This window comes from Mycobacterium sp. (assembly GCF_032159775.1).
Classification (GTDB): Bacteria; Actinomycetota; Actinomycetes; order Mycobacteriales; family Mycobacteriaceae; genus Mycobacterium.
In genome coordinates this window covers 18,343-35,960 of sequence record NZ_JAVHWK010000153.1, presented here as the reverse complement: position 1 = coordinate 35,960, position 17,618 = coordinate 18,343, and the positions used below count along the sequence as shown (strand labels likewise).

At 66.2% G+C, this 17,618-nt stretch carries 15 protein-coding genes and 1 pseudogene; 12 read left to right on the top strand and 4 right to left on the bottom strand.

What is annotated here, in order from left to right:
• Window positions 1-26: 26 nt before the first annotated feature.
• The gene (locus tag QOJ24_RS20910) at window positions 27-1,208 is read right to left on the bottom strand and encodes a thiolase family protein (protein ID WP_526264718.1); all 1,182 of its coding nucleotides are present in this window, start codon (window positions 1,206-1,208) and stop codon (window positions 27-29) included.
• A 95-nt stretch (window positions 1,209-1,303) separates the two neighbouring features.
• Here QOJ24_RS20910 and QOJ24_RS20905 point away from each other — a divergent pair, with 95 nt between their 5' ends.
• Entirely contained in the window at window positions 1,304-1,780 is a 477-nt protein-coding gene (locus QOJ24_RS20905) for a winged helix-turn-helix transcriptional regulator (RefSeq protein ID WP_526264716.1), read from the top strand.
• Window positions 1,781-1,846: 66 nt separating this feature from the next.
• On the opposite strand, the gene QOJ24_RS20900 is transcribed toward QOJ24_RS20905, so the two are convergent.
• Entirely contained in the window at window positions 1,847-2,263 is a 417-nt protein-coding gene (locus tag QOJ24_RS20900; protein ID WP_526264714.1) for a lipoprotein LpqH, read from the bottom strand.
• Between the two features lie 83 nt (window positions 2,264-2,346).
• Here QOJ24_RS20900 and QOJ24_RS20895 point away from each other — a divergent pair, with 83 nt between their 5' ends.
• The 5 genes and pseudogenes from QOJ24_RS20895 to QOJ24_RS20875 all read left to right on the top strand — a co-directional run bounded on the left by QOJ24_RS20895 (window position 2,347) and on the right by QOJ24_RS20875 (window position 8,215).
• Window positions 2,347-3,276, top strand: a complete 930-nt coding sequence (locus QOJ24_RS20895) for a DUF389 domain-containing protein (protein ID WP_526264712.1) — start codon at window positions 2,347-2,349, stop codon at window positions 3,274-3,276.
• Window positions 3,277-3,320: 44 nt separating this feature from the next.
• Window positions 3,321-3,605: pseudogene (locus tag QOJ24_RS20890) on the top strand (transglutaminase N-terminal domain-containing protein); the annotation flags it as partial.
• Between the two features lie 38 nt (window positions 3,606-3,643).
• The gene (locus tag QOJ24_RS20885; protein WP_526264710.1) at window positions 3,644-6,286 is read left to right on the top strand and encodes a circularly permuted type 2 ATP-grasp protein; all 2,643 of its coding nucleotides are present in this window, start codon (window positions 3,644-3,646) and stop codon (window positions 6,284-6,286) included.
• Window positions 6,283-7,197, top strand: coding sequence for a transglutaminase-like domain-containing protein (locus QOJ24_RS20880; protein WP_526264708.1), 915 nt, complete (start codon window positions 6,283-6,285; stop codon window positions 7,195-7,197). Before QOJ24_RS20885 ends, QOJ24_RS20880 begins: the two co-directional genes overlap by 4 nt.
• On the top strand, window positions 7,190-8,215 hold the full coding sequence (locus QOJ24_RS20875) for a zinc-binding metallopeptidase family protein (RefSeq protein WP_526264706.1): 1,026 nt from the start codon (window positions 7,190-7,192) through the stop codon (window positions 8,213-8,215). The genes QOJ24_RS20880 and QOJ24_RS20875 overlap by 8 nt, the downstream gene beginning before the upstream one ends.
• 6 nt (window positions 8,216-8,221) lie before the next feature.
• Here QOJ24_RS20875 and QOJ24_RS20870 read toward each other — a convergent pair whose 3' ends face one another.
• Window positions 8,222-9,727, bottom strand: a complete 1,506-nt coding sequence (locus QOJ24_RS20870) for a PucR family transcriptional regulator (protein ID WP_526264704.1) — start codon at window positions 9,725-9,727, stop codon at window positions 8,222-8,224.
• Between the two features lie 105 nt (window positions 9,728-9,832).
• Between QOJ24_RS20870 and QOJ24_RS20865 the strand changes: the two genes are divergently transcribed.
• Genes QOJ24_RS20865 through QOJ24_RS20850 form a run of 4 tightly spaced genes read left to right on the top strand, consistent with a single transcriptional unit; the run spans window position 9,833 to window position 13,770 of the window.
• Window positions 9,833-10,747 carry an NAD-dependent epimerase/dehydratase family protein gene (locus QOJ24_RS20865; protein WP_526264702.1) on the top strand — a complete coding sequence of 305 codons (915 nt, stop codon included), beginning with the start codon at window positions 9,833-9,835 and terminating at the stop codon, window positions 10,745-10,747.
• The gene (locus tag QOJ24_RS20860) at window positions 10,740-11,564 is read left to right on the top strand and encodes an SDR family NAD(P)-dependent oxidoreductase (protein ID WP_526264700.1); all 825 of its coding nucleotides are present in this window, start codon (window positions 10,740-10,742) and stop codon (window positions 11,562-11,564) included. Before QOJ24_RS20865 ends, QOJ24_RS20860 begins: the two co-directional genes overlap by 8 nt.
• Complete coding sequence (locus QOJ24_RS20855) at window positions 11,561-12,979, top strand: amino acid permease (RefSeq protein WP_526264698.1); 1,419 nt, start codon at window positions 11,561-11,563, stop codon at window positions 12,977-12,979. Before QOJ24_RS20860 ends, QOJ24_RS20855 begins: the two co-directional genes overlap by 4 nt.
• The gene (locus QOJ24_RS20850; RefSeq protein ID WP_526264696.1) at window positions 12,976-13,770 is read left to right on the top strand and encodes a creatininase; all 795 of its coding nucleotides are present in this window, start codon (window positions 12,976-12,978) and stop codon (window positions 13,768-13,770) included. Before QOJ24_RS20855 ends, QOJ24_RS20850 begins: the two co-directional genes overlap by 4 nt.
• Here the strand turns inward: QOJ24_RS20850 and QOJ24_RS20845 are convergent.
• A complete protein-coding gene (locus QOJ24_RS20845) occupies window positions 13,750-15,243 on the bottom strand; it encodes a PucR family transcriptional regulator (protein ID WP_526264694.1) in 1,494 nt (497 codons plus the stop codon). The two genes, QOJ24_RS20850 and QOJ24_RS20845, sit on opposite strands and share 21 nt — an antisense overlap.
• 236 nt (window positions 15,244-15,479) lie before the next feature.
• Between QOJ24_RS20845 and QOJ24_RS20840 the strand changes: the two genes are divergently transcribed.
• Together QOJ24_RS20840 and QOJ24_RS20835 are read left to right on the top strand one after the other, a co-directional pair.
• A complete protein-coding gene (locus QOJ24_RS20840) occupies window positions 15,480-16,937 on the top strand; it encodes an amino acid permease (protein ID WP_526264693.1) in 1,458 nt (485 codons plus the stop codon).
• The gene (locus tag QOJ24_RS20835) at window positions 16,934-17,617 is read left to right on the top strand and encodes an SDR family NAD(P)-dependent oxidoreductase (protein WP_526264691.1); all 684 of its coding nucleotides are present in this window, start codon (window positions 16,934-16,936) and stop codon (window positions 17,615-17,617) included. Before QOJ24_RS20840 ends, QOJ24_RS20835 begins: the two co-directional genes overlap by 4 nt.
• Window position 17,618 lies beyond the last annotated feature (1 nt).

Sequence of the window (17,618 nt, the reverse complement as noted above, 5' to 3'; positions counted from 1 at the left end):
CCGCGGCCCGGCCCTCGGTTCATGGGTTACAAGCGTTCGATGATGGTGGCGTTGGCCATGCCGCCGGCTTCGCACATCGTCTGCAGTGCGTAGCGACCGCCGCGCTGCTCCAGGGCGTTGACCATCGTGGTCATGATTCGTGCGCCGCTGGCGCCGAGCGGGTGCCCGATGGCGATCGCACCACCGTTGACGTTCGTCTTCGCCAGGTCTGCACCGGTGTCATGAGCCCACGCCAACACGACGGGCGCGAACGCCTCGTTGACCTCGAACAGGTCGATGTCGGACAGGCTGAGACCGGCTCGGTGCAACACCTTTTCGGTGGCAGGGATGACGCCCGTCAGCATGTACAGCGGGTCCGATCCGACGACCGTGGCGGTGTGGATGCGGGCCAGCGGCCGCAGCCCGAGGCGCTTGGCGACCTCCGAGGTGGTGATGAGCACCGCTGCGCTGCCGTCCGACAGCGGCGACGAGTTGCCTGCGGTGATCTCCCACGTGATCTGTGGGAAGCGTGCCTCGTAGGCTGGGTTGTAGAACGCGGGTTTGAGGCCTGCCAGCGACTCGACGGTCGTCCCCGGACGGATGATCTCGTCGGTCGTCAGCCCGGCGATCGGCGCCAGCTCATTGTCGAAACGGCCCTCTTTGGTTGCAGTGGCGGCTTTTTCGTGGCTTCCCGCCGAAAACTCGTCGAGTTGCTGTCGCGAGAAGCCCCACTTGGCGGCGATCAGCTCGGCGCTGATGCCTTGCGGGACAAGGCCGTCGGGGTAGCGCTGGGCCATCGCGCCGAACGGGTCGCTGCCCGGCAACACGCTCGAGCCCATTGGCACCCGGCCCATCGACTCGACACCTGCGGCGACTACCATGTCGTAGGCGCCGGAGATGACTCCCTGCGCGGCGAAGCTGATCGCCTGCTGGCTGCTACCGCACTGACGATCCACGGTCGTGCCCGGCACCGACTCGGGGAATCCGGCGCCCAGCAACGCATTGCGGGCGATGTTGACGGCTTGGTCGCCGACCTGTGTGACGGCGCCCGCGATCACGTCGTCGATGTCGGCGGGGTTGACGCCTGTGCGCGCCACGAGTTCGGAAAGGCTGTGCGCCAGAAGGTCGACCGACAACACGTCATGCAGCGCGCCGCTGGCCTTGCCCTTTCCGATTGGGGTCCGGACCGCTCCGACGATGACTGCGTCGCGACCTACATATCCGGCCATTTCTGCCTCCTGTGACTCCACGCTGAGTAAAGCTTGCTATACCCAGCTATACCACCTGGGTATACTTAGAACAACTCAGAGGTGGGGTGAATTCCATGACGGTTCTGCACGGCAAGCTCGCCGATCGAGATGCGTGGTCTGCGGTGGGCGAGTGCCCTATTGAGAAGACGATGGCGCTACTGGGCACCAAGTCGGCGGTGCTGATTCTGCGGGAGGCCTACTACGGCACCACCCGCTTCGACGACTTCTGCGCGCGGGTCGGCATCACACGGGCGGCGGCGTCGGCTCGGCTGAACGAGTTGGTGGATGCGGGACTGCTCACCCGGCGGCCCTACCGCGAGCCCGGCCAGCGCGCCCGAGACGAATATGTGCTGACGCCGTCGGGTGTCGAGTTCATGCCCGTCGTCTGGGCGATGTTCGAGTGGGGACGCCGCCATTTGCCGAATCGTTCGCCGCTGCGGCTGTTTCACCAAGATTGCGGGGCAGATGCCGCTGTCGAGATCCGCTGCACGAAGGGCCACAAAGTGTCTGCTAGCGAACTCGGGGTGCGGGTGGCCAGGAAAAGCGGCTAGCCCGCGAGGTAGCGCTTGACCAGCGTCTTCGGTGCCTGCGCCCACGTCCTTCCAGGACGCCACCGGTCAGCAGGTGGTGGTGATGTCGAACGTCGCCGTGGCGCTCTGGTTGGGTTTGTCGGCGAACGCCCCCTGCGCCTCACCGCTGATGCTGAACTTGCCCGGAGATACCTTCGCCTGGGCCTTGCCGAGATTGTCGTCCCAGTAGGTGCCGGTGAAATTGCCCAGGTTGCGGATCTCGACCGTCTGCGCTTTCACTTCGTCGCCCAGTTCGATCGTCGCCGTGAACCCGGGATCCTTGTCGACGGTCTTGATCGTCCAGGCCTGCCCGGTCTGATTGCAGGTGACGGGCTGCATCGCGTTGGTGGCCTTGCCGTTGATCATCACCTTGGCGTCATGGTTGCCGAGTGCGGCGGGAGGGCTCGAGCAGCCCGCGACGGCTGCGGCGAGAACTGCGGCTGCGACGAGGAACCGGCGCTTCATATGTGAATCCCCCTCCAGGACTAACTCGGCAACACAGGTGACAGTAGAGCAGCAGGCGTCGACGGGTCACTACTCTGCCGACAATGCTGCACTTACGCGTCATCGCACCTACCGAATTGCGGGATGAGGTGGTCGATGCCCTGGCCGACAATCCCGGCGTCGCCCATCTGGTGGTGCACCCTGACGCGGCCCGGGACCCGGTGGGCGACGAGATCACCGCCGACATCGCCCGCGAATCCGCCAACGAGGTGGTGAACGCGCTGAAGGCGCTCGGCGTCAAAGAGCGCGGGGCGATCACGCTGGACGTCATCGACACGGTCTTGTCGACGCGCGCCTACCGCGCTGAGGAGAAGGCTGCAGGCGACCCCGCCGACGCGGTGGTCTGGGACGAACTGGCCGGGCGGACGCGCGAGGAGTCCACGCTCAACGTCACTTTCCTCGCGTTCCTGTGTCTGGCGTGCCTGATCGCCGCCGTCGGCGTCGTCACCGACTCGCCCGTGACGGTGGTCGGCGCGATGGTGGTTGGGCCGGAATTCGGACCGCTGGCGGCATTGGCGGTCGCGCTGGTGCGACGCAAGACGTACCTGGCCCGCCGCGCGGCGCTCGCATTGCTGGTCGGGTTCCCGGTCGCCATGCTGGTCACCGCCCTCGGCGTGCTCGCGGGTGAGGCGGTCGGCTGGATCGACCTGACGAGCACCCGCGAACTGAACGAAGTCGACTTCATCTTTCAGGTGGGTCCGCTCTCTTTCGTCGTCGCGCTGTTCGCCGGTGCGGCCGGGATGCTGTCCCTGGTGTCGGCCAAGTCGGCCGCCCTCGTCGGCGTCTTCATCTCGGTGACGACGGTGCCAGCAGCGGGTTTCGCCGTTGTCGCCGCGACGGTGGGCGATTGGGACATCGCCATCAAGTCCGCCGTGCAACTGGCAGTCAATCTTCTCGGAATCGTTCTCGCCGCGGTGCTGGTGCTGTGGGCTCGAGGGATCGCCGACCGACGCCATTGGCACCCGGTGGGCTGATCTCGCGCGGTGCAGGGTTTCTCCCGGTGTGATGGGATCAGCGGATGGGAATCAAGGTGGCGCTGGAGCATCGCACCAGCTACACGTTCGACCGGCTGGTCGAGGTGCACCCCCATGTGGTCCGCCTGCGCCCGGCGCCGCATTCGCGGACCCCGATCGACTTCTTCATCGAGGACTGGGCCGAGCGTGTCGGGTTCGAATATCCCAAGGCGCTGGCCGAAGACCTCAAGCCGTACCTTCGGCCCGTCGACGAGGACGGCGAGGGCTCAGGACCGGGTGCTCTCGTCGCAGAGTGGGTCTGGAACTTCTCCGACGTAGGTGCGCCAGGCATCCTGGATCTGCGCCGCATGCGTACCGTTCTGCACTGATGGCACGTCCCGCTGCGAAACCGCACGACATCGACAACCTGCTGGCCGGCTACCGCACGGCGCGGGCCCAGCAGGCGCTGTTCGATCCGCGCGGCGGCGCCCTCAACCGATACGACGAATTCGTCGATGCGGCAGGCGATGTCCGACCATCCTGGCTCGAGTTGGCCGAGTGTGTCGGTGAGCGCGGCCGCAGCGGGTTGGAGCAGCTGCGCGCCGTGGTGGGCAGCCTGGTGGACAACGACGGCATCACCTACGTCCAGCTCGATACGAACGGTGAAGCGGTCACCAACGGCGACGGGGGCCCCGCGCCGGGTCCGTGGCATCTCGATGCGCTGCCGCTGGTCATCTCGGCCTCCGACTGGAACACCCTGGAGTCCGGCTTGGTGCAGCGCTCGAGGCTGCTCGACGCGGTGCTGGCCGATCTGTACGGCGAACGACGTTCGGTGACCGGGGGCGTGTTGCCCCCGCAGTTGCTGTTCGCCCATCCCGGCTATATCCGCGCGGCACGGGGAATCGAGGTGCCTGGCAGGCACCAGCTGTTCATGCATGCCTGCGACATCAGCCGCGCCGCAGACGGCGTGTTCCGGGTCAACGCCGACTGGACCCAGGCGCCGTCCGGGGCCGGCTACGCACTGGCCGACCGGCGCGTCGTCGCACACGCCGTCCCCGATCTGTACGAGCGGATCGGGCCGCGTCCCGCCTCGCCGTGGGCGCAGGCGCTGCGGCTGGCGCTGATCGACGCGGCGCCGGAATCTGCCGAGGAGCCGGTGGTGGTGGTGCTCAGCCCGGGTATCCATTCCGAGACCTCCTTCGACCAGGCCTATCTGGCGAGCGTGCTGGGTTTTCCACTGGTGGAGAGCGCCGATCTGGTTGTGCGGGACGGAAAGCTGTGGATGCGATCGCTGGGCACGCTCAAGCGGGTCGACGTCGTTCTGCGCCGGGTGGACGCCGAGTACGTCGATCCGCTTGATCTGCGCGCCGATTCGCGCCTTGGCGTGGTGGGGCTGGTCGAGGTGCTGCGTAGGGGAGCGGTGACGGTTGTCAACACACTCGGCAGTGGCATCCTGGAAAGCCCTGGGCTGCTTCGCTTTCTACCCGATCTGGCCGAGACGCTGCTCGGCGAGACGCCGCTGCTCGAGACGGCGCCGGTGTACTGGGGCGGCATCAATACCGAGCGCTCGCACTTGCTCAGCAGGCTGGGTTCGTTGTTGATCAGACCGGTGAACGGCGACGAGGCGATCGTCGGACCCGCACTGACGGCCAAGCAACGCAAAGAACTCGGTGTCCGCATCGAGGCCACCCCGTGGCAGTGGATCGGCCAGGACCTGCCGCAGTTCTCACTGGCTCCCACCGATTTCCAACCGGGCGGTCTGTCTTCGGCCAGCGTCGGCATGCGGCTGTTCACAGTGGCACAGCGGGGCGGCTACGCCCCGATGATCGGTGGCCTGGGTTATCTACTGATGCCGGGAAACGCCGGATATGCAATGAAAACCATTGCAGCCAAGGATATCTGGGTCCGCAGTCCGACGCGGGTCACGGCGGAGCGGATCCTGACGTCGCCGCCTGTCGAGCTGCCCGCGATAACACCTAGCCCGACGCGCGCGGTCAGCTCACCGCGTGTGCTGTCGGATATGTTCTGGATGGGGCGATACGCCGAACGTGCGGAGAACACCGCCAGGTTGTTGATCGTCACCCGCGAGCGATATCACGAGTACCGCTACCGGCAGGACATGCAGGGCAGCGAGTGCGTACCGGTTCTACTGGCCGCGTTGGGGCGGATAAGCGGAACCGACACCGGCGCGGACGGCGACTCGCACGAGATGATCGCGACCGCGCCGACGACGCTGTGGTCGCTGACCGCCGACCGGCACCGTCCCGGCGCGCTGGCACAGTCGGTGGAGCGACTCGGGTTGGCGGCGCGGGCAATTCGCGACCAGATGTCCAACGACACGTGGATGGTGTTGGCGGCCGTCGAACGGGCGGTGCTGCACCGCGGCCGGTCGTTGCCGGAGTCGCACACCGAGGGCGAGGCCTACCTGGTCAAGGCGCACCGCGAAACCCTGTCGGGGATGCTGGCGCTGTGCGGGATGGTCGGCGAGTCGATGGTGCAGGACGTCGGCTGGACGATGTTGGACATCGGCAAGCGCATCGAACGCGGTCTTGCGGTGACCGCGCTTCTCAGCGCGACACTGACGACGGTGCGCAGCCGGGGCGCCGAGCAGACCGTCACCGAATCGGCGTTGGTGGCCTGCGAGTCGTCGGTCATCTACCGCCGACGCAACCTCGGCGCGGTCAACATTGTCGCCGTAGCGGATCTGGTGTTGCTCGACGCCGAGAACCCGCGGTCGCTGGTCTACCAGTTCGAGCGGCTGCGCGCCGACCTCAAGGCGCTGCCCGGGTCGTCGGGCTCGTCGCGGCCGGAGCGACTGGTCGACGAGATCGGCACACGGCTGCGTCGAATCGATCCCGCCGACCTCGAGGACGCCACCGCCGCCGGCCGCCGCGAGGAACTGGCCGATCTACTCAACGGTCTGCACGCCGACTTGCGCGAACTGTCCCGCATCATCACCGCGACGCATCTGTCGCTTCCCGGCGGCATGCAGCCGTTGTGGGGACCCGACGAGCGGCGGGAGATGCCGTGAGTTCTGCAGACAGACCGACCCGGCGATACCAGGTGACTCACAGCACGATTTACGGGTATTCCGACGTCGTGACGAGCTCCTACGGTCGCGGCTTCCTCACGCCGCGCGAGACCGCCGCGCAGCGCTGTCTCTCACACTCGCTGCACATCGATCCCGAACCGGCGGACAGTTCCACGAGCAGGGACGCCTACGGAAACCTGAGTTCGTACTTCCACGTCACCGAGCGGCATCGCAGGCTGTCGGTCACCAGCGATTCGGTCGTCGAGGTGGATCCGCCGGCCCGGGAATTGTACGGTGCCGGATCCGCTGCCGCGCCGTGGGAAATTGCGCGCCCGGTCGGCCCGGACGGTGCGTTGGCCACCGAATTCACCCTCGACCTGCAGCCACCGGAGATCACCGACGAGGTAAGGGCTTACGCTGCGCCGAGCTTCGCGGCGGGCCGGCCGCTGATCGAGGTGTGCAAGGACCTTTCCTCCCGAATCCACCGCGACTTCACCTACCGCCGCGGATCGACGACGGTATCCACCGGCGTCAACGACGTGCTGGCCGCAGGGGAAGGCGTCTGCCAGGACTTCGCCCGGTTGGCGATCGCCTGCCTGCGCGCCAATGGCCTTGCCGCAAGCTATGTTTCCGGCTACCTGGCCACCGATCCGCCGCCGGGCAAGGAGCGGATGGTCGGTATCGACGCCACCCACGCGTGGGCATCGGTGTGGACGCCGCAGAACCAGTGGCTGGGACTGGACCCGACCAACGATCAGATGGTGGACGAGCGCTACATCGTCGTGGGCTGGGGCCGTGATTATGCTGATGTGCCGCCACTGCGCGGCATCATCTACACCGACTCCGAGAGCAGCGTCATCGACGTATCGGTCGACGTGGCGCCGTTCGAGGGGGAAGTGCTTCATGCGTGACTTCATCTGTCCGAAGTGCGGCCAGCACCTGGCGTTCGAGAATTCTTTGTGCCTGTCCTGTCACAGCTCGCTGGGCTTCTCGCTGGACGACATGGCACTGTTGGTCATCACGTCGGGGGAGGAGAGCTCGCAACCCGGCTTCGTCGACTCCGACAAATACGAGCTGTGCGCGAATCTGCATCTCGCCGAATGCAACTGGCTGGTGGAGAAGAACCCGGTCAGAAGGCTCTGCAGGTCGTGTGTGCTGACCCGCACCAGGCCGAGCGACTCCGACGTCAAGGCGCTCGCCGCGTTCGCCGAGTCCGAGAAGGCCAAGCGGCGGTTGATCACCGAGCTGTTCGAGCTCAAGCTGCCGATCATCGGGCGAGACGAGGACCCGGACTTCGGGCTGGCGTTCGACCTGCTCTCCAGCGAGCACGAGAAGGTTTTCACCGGTCATCAAAATGGTGTCATCACGCTGGACCTCGCCGAGGGCGACGACGTGCATCGTGAACGACTGCGAATCGCGATGGATGAGCCGTATCGCACGCTGCTCGGACATTTCCGGCACGAGATCGGCCACTATTACTACTACCGTCTGGTGAGCACGTCGCAGGAACGTCGGGAACGGTTTGGTGAGCTGTACGGCGATGCCGAGGCCGACTATCAGGCCGCCCTGGACAAGCACTACCAGAACGGGCCACCGGTCGACTGGAAAGAAAAATACGTATCGTCCTATGCCACCATGCATCCCGCAGAAGACTGGGCGGAAACCTTTGCGCATTACCTGCACATCCGCGACACCCTGGACACCGCGGCGGCCTTCAGCATCGCGCCGGCGGCGGCGACATTCGAGCGAAAAGTACTCGGCCCCAGCGGCTTCGACCAGATCATCGACATGTGGCTGCCGCTGTCGTGGTCGCTGAACATGATCAACCGGTCGATGGGCAAGCCGGACCTGTACCCGTTCGTGCTCCCGCCTGCGGTGCTCGAGAAGATGCGGTTCATCCACGCCGTCGTCGAGGAGACGACCAGCTGAAGCCCGCTACTTGCCCGCGTCCACCAGCCGGCTTGCCGTGATCGCCACCGTCAGCGTGCTCAGTTGTTTGGGGTCGTCCATGTCGACATCGAGCAGTTTCGCGATCTGGTCGAGGCGGTAGTAGAGGGATTGGCGTCGCACGTGTAGGCGTTTTGCGGATTCGGCCTTGCTGCCGCCGCACCCCACGAACACCTCCAGGGTGTGCGAAAGTTGGCTGTTCCTTGCAGAATCCGCCTTTGCGAGCACGCCTATCTGCTCCTCGACGAACTGCCGAGTCGACTCGGGGTTTCCGTGCGCGGCGAGGTATCGCTCCAGTGCCAGCGCCTGCACACTGACGACCGCATCGTTGATGTGCAGATCCTGGCCGAGCTGCAGCGTCGCTCGCGTCTCCGACATCGCCCGGGGCAGTTCGGCTACGTCACGCACGGTGCGGCTGACCACCGCGCACAACCGTGACTGGGTCCACAGCTTTTCCAGCGCCGTACCGCGTACGACGTGTGCGAGCCTCTGCGCTGCATTGTCGTCGGGACCGGCCAGGACGCCGCACAGGACACCGTCGACAAGGCCGAACACGCCGTGGCCCACCCGTCGCACGATCACGTCGACGAGGTGAGCGGCCGACTCCACCCGGACCGGGTCGACCGCGATGCACGCGTACTGATGATCCGACGTCACGACGCTCGCCGCGCGGAGCCGCGCCTCCAAGAGGGAGCGGTTCGTCGGCTCGTTGGTGACCAGATGGTGAAGGAGCACCTGCTGGGCGCGCAGGCCGCCGGCCACGTCCTTTTGTTCACGAATCAGGCACAGGCCCAGCACTGTCGGCGCCCGGTCCATCACCGCATCGACGAGTTGAGCGGGTACGCCCGCGGTACCTGCGGTCAATCGGCCCCACGCAGTGCCTTCCACCAGCACTGGAGCCTCTGAGCTCGGTTCGTCGTCGTCCGGGCGGGGATTTTTGGAGGCGACGACGGTCCGGCCCGCGTAGTCGCTGAGGCAGGCCCAGCTGCCGAGCGCGGCCGCGACCTGTTCGACCAGTTCGGTCAGTGACGCGCCCCTGGCGAGTGCCTCCGAAAGGGCACGGGATATCTCGTCGGCATGACGAAGGCGCGCCACGGATCGGTCGATGAGTTCACTGTTGACGGCCTCAGCCACCTCGGTGAACCGCAATGCCGGTTGCAGTTCGATGATGGGCAAGCCGACGTCGACAGCCTCGTCGACCATCTCCTCGGGAACTTCAGCGAACGTCCTGCCCACTTCGAAACACAATCCGGCAACGCCACTTTCGGCCAGCCTGCGGACATACAACCGTCGTGCGTTCTCGTCGACACCGAGCAACCCGACCCCGTTGGTGAAGAGCATCTCGTCACCTCGCAGAAGCGGCGCGATGTCATACAGGTCTGCGGTATGCACCCACCGCACGGCGTGGTCGAGGTGATCGTGGCCGCTCAGCACCGACGGTTGGGCACGCCGCACCAACGGGTGTTCGAGGATCTGCCGCAGGATCAGGGTCATAGGACATTCTGCCCCACAGACCGCGCCGAATACCTGACAATGAGTCCGTTGCTCTGCTGTCCGGGCGGCTGCATTCTGGTTCGACCCGATCCTCAGGAGAACGCGATGACCACTCTCGTCACGGGCGGGCGCGGTTTCATCGGAAGCCGTCTCGTCGAGCAGCTGCTCGCCGACGGCGGCAAGGTCATCAGCTACAACCGCGACTTCACGGTGGACGAGCGCGCCGGCCTGACCGCTGTGCAGGGCGAGCTGTTCGACATCCCGCGACTGAGCGAGACATTGAGCCGGTACGGCGTCGAGCGCATCATCCACACCGCTGGACAGAGCCATCCCGGGGTGTCGATCGAACTGCCGTGGACCACGTTCAAGGCCAATGCGGAGGGCACACTCGCGGTTTACGAAGCGGCACGCGCAACGGGTGTGCGCCGGATCGTGAACTTCTCCTCTGAGTGCGCGGTCGGCACGGTGGCGATCGACGCGCTGGTGGCCGAGGACATCAAGCCAAGGCCCACAACACCATACGGCGTCACCAAGGTTGCGGGGGAGCTGTTCGGCACCGTCTACAACTCGCTCTACGACATGGAGATCGTCTCGCTGCGTGTCACGGAGGTCTACGGCCCGGGCCTGTGGATGCCGAGCCTGCTTGGCGACATGATCCGTGCGGGGCTGCGCGGAGAGGTCTTCGAACTGGAAGCGGGCGCCGATCACCCGTTCCAGTTCGTCTACGTCGACGACGTCGCCACCGCAGCACGGCTGGCGTCGACCTCCACAACCTTGTCCCAGTCGGTCTACAACGTCTCCGGTGGAAGCCAGGTCACCGTCGCCGATACCGCGCTGTTGCTCGAGCAGTGGATCCCGGGCAGCCGATACGAGATCGGGCCGGGCCTGCTGCCCCAATGGGACAGTCAGGGCACCTACGATCTCACCGCGTCGAGGCGGGACCTCGGCTACGCGCCTGCGTGGACACTCGAGCGGGGCATCGTCGAGCAGATCAACTGGCTGCGCGCTTCCCATGGCTGAGATGAGTGGCCGGGTAGCCCTGGTGACCGGTGCCGCATCGGGCATCGGCCTGGCCAGTGCAGAAGCGCTGGCGCGCTACGGAGCGGACGTCGCCCTGCTCTCACTGCCGCGCGACGATCTCGACGCCGCGGCGCATCGCGTCGGCGCCCACGGCGGCAAGGTCATCACCATCGGCGCGGACGTCGCGGACTCGACTGCCATCCGCGCCGCGTTCGAACGCGTGGAAGCCGAACTGGGGCCCGTCGACGCCGTCCACAACAACGCAGGCATCTCGGAGGCCGTCCCGCTCACCGACACCACCGATGACGTCTTCCGACGGCTGGTCGACACCAACCTCGCGGGGTCGTTCTTCGTTCTGCGGGAGGCGGCCCGCGTCATGCAGTCCCGCCGCGCGGGCGCGATCGTCAACACGGCGTCGGAGTTGGCGCTCATCGGACAGGCCGGCTACGTCGCCTACACCGCCACCAAGGGCGCCATCCTGTCCATGACGCGCAGCGCGGCCGCCGAGTTGGCGTCCTGGGGTATCCGCGTCAACTCCGTGTGTCCCGGGACGACAAAGACTCCGATGTTCCTCGCCGAGTTCGACGGCGTTGCGGATCCCGAGGCCGAGCTCGCCGACAACGCCGCCAGCGTCGCCATGGCGCGCATCGCCGACCCGGCCGAAATCGCCGAAGCCGTCGTGTTTCTGCTGTCGAGCCGAGCCGGCTACATCACCGGCACTCACCTTGTTGCCGACGGCGGTCGCACCACATGTGTGGCCGCCGGATCGATCGGTGTCGCACCATCATCGCCCACCCCCACCGGAGGATCGTCATGACCGAAGAAACCGTCTCGACGCCACCGCCGGAGGAATCCCGGCTCGAACAACTCGGCTACTCCCAGCAGCTGGTCCGCCGGCTGAACATCCCGGAGGTGGTGGGGCTCGCGATGGCCGATGTCTCACCGACCATGGCGGTGCTGTTCCTGTCCGCAGGCGTATTCGTCATCGGCGGCACGTTCTCGATCGGGGCCGGGCTGCTGCTCTCGGTCGTCGTGGTCCTCATCTCCCTGTGCCTGGCAGAACTGGCGGGCATGTTCCCGATAGCAGGCGGCATGTACTCGCTTGTGCGCCAGGTTTTGCCGGGACCGTTCTCATGGATCACGATGTTCAACTACCTGATCCAGGGCATCGTCATTCCGGCCAGCATCGCGCTGGGCATGGTCGGATTTCTTCGAGACCTGTTCCCTGGCCTCGGTTTTCCCGACACGGCGATCGCGATCGTGTTGCTCGCGCTGGCGACGGGCATCGGGTTGACCAAGGTCGAGTTCGGCGCATGGGCGACCGGTGCGATGGTGATCGTCGAATGCATCGTGCTCGGGATCGTCACGGTCGCGGCGTTCGCGCATCCGCATCAGAACCTGGCCGAGGTCACCTTTCACCCGACGGTGCTGAACAACGGTGAACTCGTCGCGGTCGGTTTCGCGGTGATGCTCGCGACGCTGGCGCCCGCCTTCAATGTCATCAACGGCTACGACGCGGCGCTGGGCTTCTCCGAAGAACTCAAGGGTGGCGAGCGCAACATCGCTAAGGCGGTCATCATCTCCGCGGTGCTGGCGTGCGTGCTGATCATGGTTCCGCTGATCGCTGCGGTGGTGGCAGCCCCCGACCTGAAGGAGTTCTTCAGCGACCCGGCGCCCGTCGTCTACTCCGTGCAGGCATCGCTTGGCGACAAGGCCCGCGTCATCGTCGACGTCGGCGTGAGCATCGCACTGTTCAACGCGATGCTGTCACTGCTGATGTACTTCGGTCGCGGCGTGTACACCACGGGACGCGACGGAATGTGGCCCGCGTCGGTGAACCGGGTCGTCGGATCCATCAACAGGTTTCGCGTTCCTGGCGCGGGCATCCTGTGCCTGGCCGTGCCTGCCGGTGTGCTGGTGTTCACGTCCGCGCTGAATTTCCTGATCATCTTCGCGGGCACGGTGATCGCGGCGGTGTACTTCGTTATCGGGTTGGCGGCGTTCTGGAGTCGCCGGTCCATGCCGGACGAACCGCGGCCGTTCAAGCTGCCGCTGTGGCCGCTGCCGCCGCTGGTGGTGATCGGCTTCACCGGAATCGCCCTGGCCACCCAGGAGACCCAATACCTCGTCGCCGAAGTGATTCTGATCGTGCTCGCGTTGGCGGCGTGGGCCGGCTCCAAAAAGTGGTCCCCCCGTCCGACGGCATCGACTGCGGTCGACGCGACGCCATGAGGTCCGAACAAGGCTCACGCCTCTACCAGGACTTGACGTGGGAGGAGATCTCGGCGGCCGCGGAAGCGGATACGCCCATCGTCATCCCGATCGGCGCCACCGAACAACACGGCCGCCATCTACCGGTGTGCACCGATTGGGTGTTGCCGCAACGAGTGCTTTGCGAGGCGAGCCGCGTACGCGACATGATCGTCGGTCCGTTCCTGCCGTTCGGGTACCGCAGCAGACCGGGTAGCGGTGGTGGGCAGCACTTTCCCGGAACGGTGTCGCTGAGGGCGACCACGTTCATGAGCGTGCTGGAGGATGTGCTCAGTGAGCTCAGACGTGGCGGATTCCGCAACATCGTGCTGTACAACTGGCATTTCGAGAACAGCGGCTTCATCTACGAACCTGCGTTCCTCGTCTCGGGGCAGCACCCCGAACTCAAGATCGTGGTGATCGAGGACGTCTTCCCGGACTTCACACCCGAACAATTGGATACTATTTGGCCGGAGGGCTTTCCGGGACTGGCACTGGAACACGCCGCCGTGATCGAGACGTCGCTGTGGATGCATCACGACGCGGCGGCGGTGCGGACCGAGCGAATGGCTTCCGATGCCCCGCAACGTGTGGTCAATCACGACGTGGTGCCCATCGATACCCGGATGTCAACGGCCAGTGGCTCGCTCTCGTCACCGATGGGCGCGAGCGCCGACATCGGAAAGCTACTCACACAGTGGCTGGTGGAACGGGTCATCACCGTCATCGACGACGAGTTCCCGCGCGCGACTTCAGCTCGGAAGGGCCAGTAGATCTCTCGCGCGCAGCGCCAGCCAGAACTCGGCGAGCGTTCCCGTATCGGCGATCCTGCGGCCGGTGATCTCCTCGACGCGTTGCATCCGATAAACGACGGTTTGCCGGTGCAGGCCGAGCTCCTTCGCCGTCTGCACCCAGGACCGCTCGCAGCGCAGATACGTGTCGAGGGTGGCGACCATATCGCTGGAATGCGTTGCGTCGTAGTCGATGAGCCTGCCCAGCACCCGGTCGACAACGACACGTGCCTCCTCGGGCTCGCGCAACACCGAGAACATGGTGGCGTCCGCGAACCGGGCCGTTTGGCTGGATGTGGTGACGGCGGCGCGTACCGCCCATGTCGCCTCACGCACGGCGGTCGGGGCACGCGAGGACCGTGACAGGGGTTCGCTGATTCCCAGCGTTGCCTGGCCGCCGAGTCGTTGAGCCAAAACGTCGAGGGCCCGTTCGGTGACGGGCATCAGCGCATAGAGCAGCGTCGCGCGGCGCAGCAGCAGGTGTGGCACCGAACGCCTGCCGAGGCCCAGGTGAAGTTGGCGTTCGCTGGCCGCCGACACGCCATCGGCCGCCACGACGCAGCACGTCGCCGGATCCAGCCCGCGTTCGCCGAGCTCCCGGTCGCCCTCGCGGTCGCTCATTCGGCCGTCGCACAACTGGCCCATCACCTCGGCGCCGATGCGCCGCTCGTGTTCGCGGCGCGCATTCTGCTGGGCGAGTAATACAGCGACCGCGGACGCCAGGTGCTGCAGGTGAACCAGATCGGTGGTCGGTCCACGGAACGCGTACGTCGCCAGCACCGTCGGCTCCTCGTCTGGAACCTCGACGACCAGCGCTCGTTCGGTGCCCGCACTCACGTGCAGCACGCCGGGAATCGCCCCCCGCCGTCCGGAGATCTCGGTCGTGATGACCCGGCGCAAATCCTCCGGTGCCGGTTCGGACGCCTCCAGTGCGACGGTGCCGGTGAATGCGTCGAGCACAGCGATGCGACACGACAGATCGCGTTCCAGCTGGGCCAGCACGTTGGCGGGTCCGGGATTGTTCACCGACTGCCGGATCACGTTGTAGACCCGTTCGGTCACGGCGACGCGGCCGCTGCCCGCAGCATCGGCGACAGCGCGTCCGATCGAGGCGAACCCGACCGAGTAGGGCACCACCATGATCGGAAAGCCGAGGGAGTCGGCCAGGTCCAGAGCAGCCGGAGTGAGCGCAGGGGTGGCCGCGTCCAACCCGATCACCATGCCGCACATGCCGTTCTCCGCAACCGCGCGGATCAGCGCGGTCTGCCCGCGCGGGGATTCTGGCAGTGTCTGGCCGTTCTTCATCAGCAGTTCGCCGCCCGCCAGATACGACCACGGCTCTTCGAGGTCCGAAGTCTGCGCCCAGGTGACCGGCGTGTCCAGGCCTCGGCCACCGCCCTTGAGGGTGAGCCGAAGGTGCGGCGTATCCAGCAAGTCGCGAACCCGATACGCCATCAGTCACCTGTTCGAAACACGTGGTTACGTCGTTGCCTCGCAAAGCCGCCGGGCGCAAAGCGCCAGTTCGCGGCCCTCACGGCAAGCCGTTCGATGTCCGTCGAGATCGGAACACAGCTTGACCTTAGACGAACATATGAAGCAGCGTCTCTACTTCAGACGTTGGGCGTATTCCGTTTTCCCGGCTGCCCGGCCCACAGTTGCGGCGGGTGAGACCTTCAGCGACGGGAGCCGACATGGCCGAATCGACCGACACCACCATTGGCGAGCCGGCTCCTGAGCGCCTCCAGCGTGGGTTCAGCTTCCGTTCGGCGCTGTCACTGGCCTTCGCCGACGTATCGCCGATCGCCGCGGTGTACGCGATCTTCACATTAGGGCTGTTCGCGGCGGGCCCGAAGTTCTTCTGGGCGTTCCCGATCGTGCTCATCGGCCAGCTGATGGTCGCGGCCGTATTCGGCGAGCTGGCGTCCCGGTGGCCGTATGCGGGAAGCGTCTACCAGTGGTCCCGGCACGTCCGCGGCACCACATGGGGCTGGGTGGCGGCGTGGGCGTACATGTGGGGCCTCACCCTCGCGCTCGGCACCCTGTCCTATGCGGCGGCAGGCTTCCTGCTCAACATCTTCGGGGTCGGCGAGCCCAGCCGCTGGCAGATCGCAACCGTCGCAATCGTCATCGTCCTCATCGGATCCGGCGTCAACATGGTTGGCCGCAAGGTGCTCAAGATCATGGTCGCCGTCAGCATCACGTGCGAGGTTCTCGGCTCGCTGGGACTGGGCACCGTGCTGCTCCTGTTCTACCGCGAAAACCCGTTCTCGGTGCTGTTCACCAGCGCGGGCTTACCTGACGCCGCATCGTGGACGTCGGGTCCGATGCTGCTGGCCATTGCCTACGTCGGCTGGTCGTTCCTCGGGTTCGAGGCTGCTGGGTCGGTGGCCGAGGAGGTCGACGAGCCGGAACGCAATGTGCCCAAGGCGATCATCCTTGCGTTGCTGCTTGTCGGCCTCGTGGTGATGTTCTCCGCTGCCGCGCTTATCCTTTCGATTCCCGACCTGCCCGGCGTGGTCGCCGCGCAATCCGGCGACACCGTTGCCGACACCCTGGCCACACACTTCGGAGCAGGTATCACCAAGCCTCTGCTCGCCATGTTCGTGATCGGCTTCGTGTCCAGCTTCCTCGCCGTGCAGGCGGCGGTATCGCGGTGCATCTGGGGTGCGGCGCGTGACCGCAGCCTGCCCGGATCGAAGGTGCTCGGCGGGCTGGCAGGACCGGAACGCCTGCCGGTCAACGCAATTGCGCTCACCGGCGTCGCAGCGGTCGTCTTCGTGCTGCTGGCAGGCACACAGTTCTACAACATTCTGGTCAACTTCAACATCATCGGCTTCTACATCGCGTTCGGCGTCCCGGTGATCGGCGCAGCCCTCGCCCGACTGAGCGGCAAGTGGAAACCGGGTCCGTTCAATCTCGGCCGGTGGGGTGCCCCGATCACCTACATCGCCTCGCTCTGGATCATCTTCGAGACGGTCAACGTCGCGTGGCCGCGCACCTCTCCCGACGTGCCCTGGTACATCAGCTGGGCCAGCGTGCTGACCACCGTGGTGCTGGGGTTGATCGGGGCGGTGATCTACCTGTCGGTGCGCAAGGGAATTCAGGCGCCGATCGGTGAACGCTTCGCCGACCAACCACCCGCGCAGTGACCGGTATCGCGGTCGTCACCGGCGCGTCATCCGGTATCGGTGCCGCCATCGCCGCGGCGCTGGAGCAGGACGGCTACCGCGTTGCAGGACTTGACCTCAACGACACCGCTCCATATTCCGTGGACGTCGCCGACCCGGCCGCCGTCGAGGCGACGATGCGCCGGGTGGCCACCGAGTTGGGTCCTGTCGACGCGCTGGTCAGTGCGGCGGGACATTACGAGGAGGCGCCGATCGCGGACATCACCCGCGGGCAACTACACCGCATGCTGCGCGTACACCTCGGTGGCCTTCGCAACGTCACCCGCGCCGCGCTGCCGTCGATGATGCAGCGGCGCCGTGGCTCCATCGTCGCCATCACGTCCGAGCTCGCAGTCGGTGGCGGCGACGGCGAGGCGCACTACGCGGCCGCCAAAGGCGCCATCATCGGGCTGGTGCGCAGCCTCGCCGCCGAGGTGGCCGGTCACGGAGTCCGGGTGAACGCCGTTGCTCCCGGCCCGACCGACACGCCGCTGCTGGCCGCCGATTCACCCTGGCGCGCACCGGAGTATATGGCGACCCTGCCCGCACGCAGGCTGGCCCGACCCGAGGAGGTCGCCGAAGTGGTCCGCTACCTCGTCGGCGAGGACGCCGCATTCTGCACCGGCGAGGTGCTCTCGCCGAACAGCGGCGCGGTGATCTGAC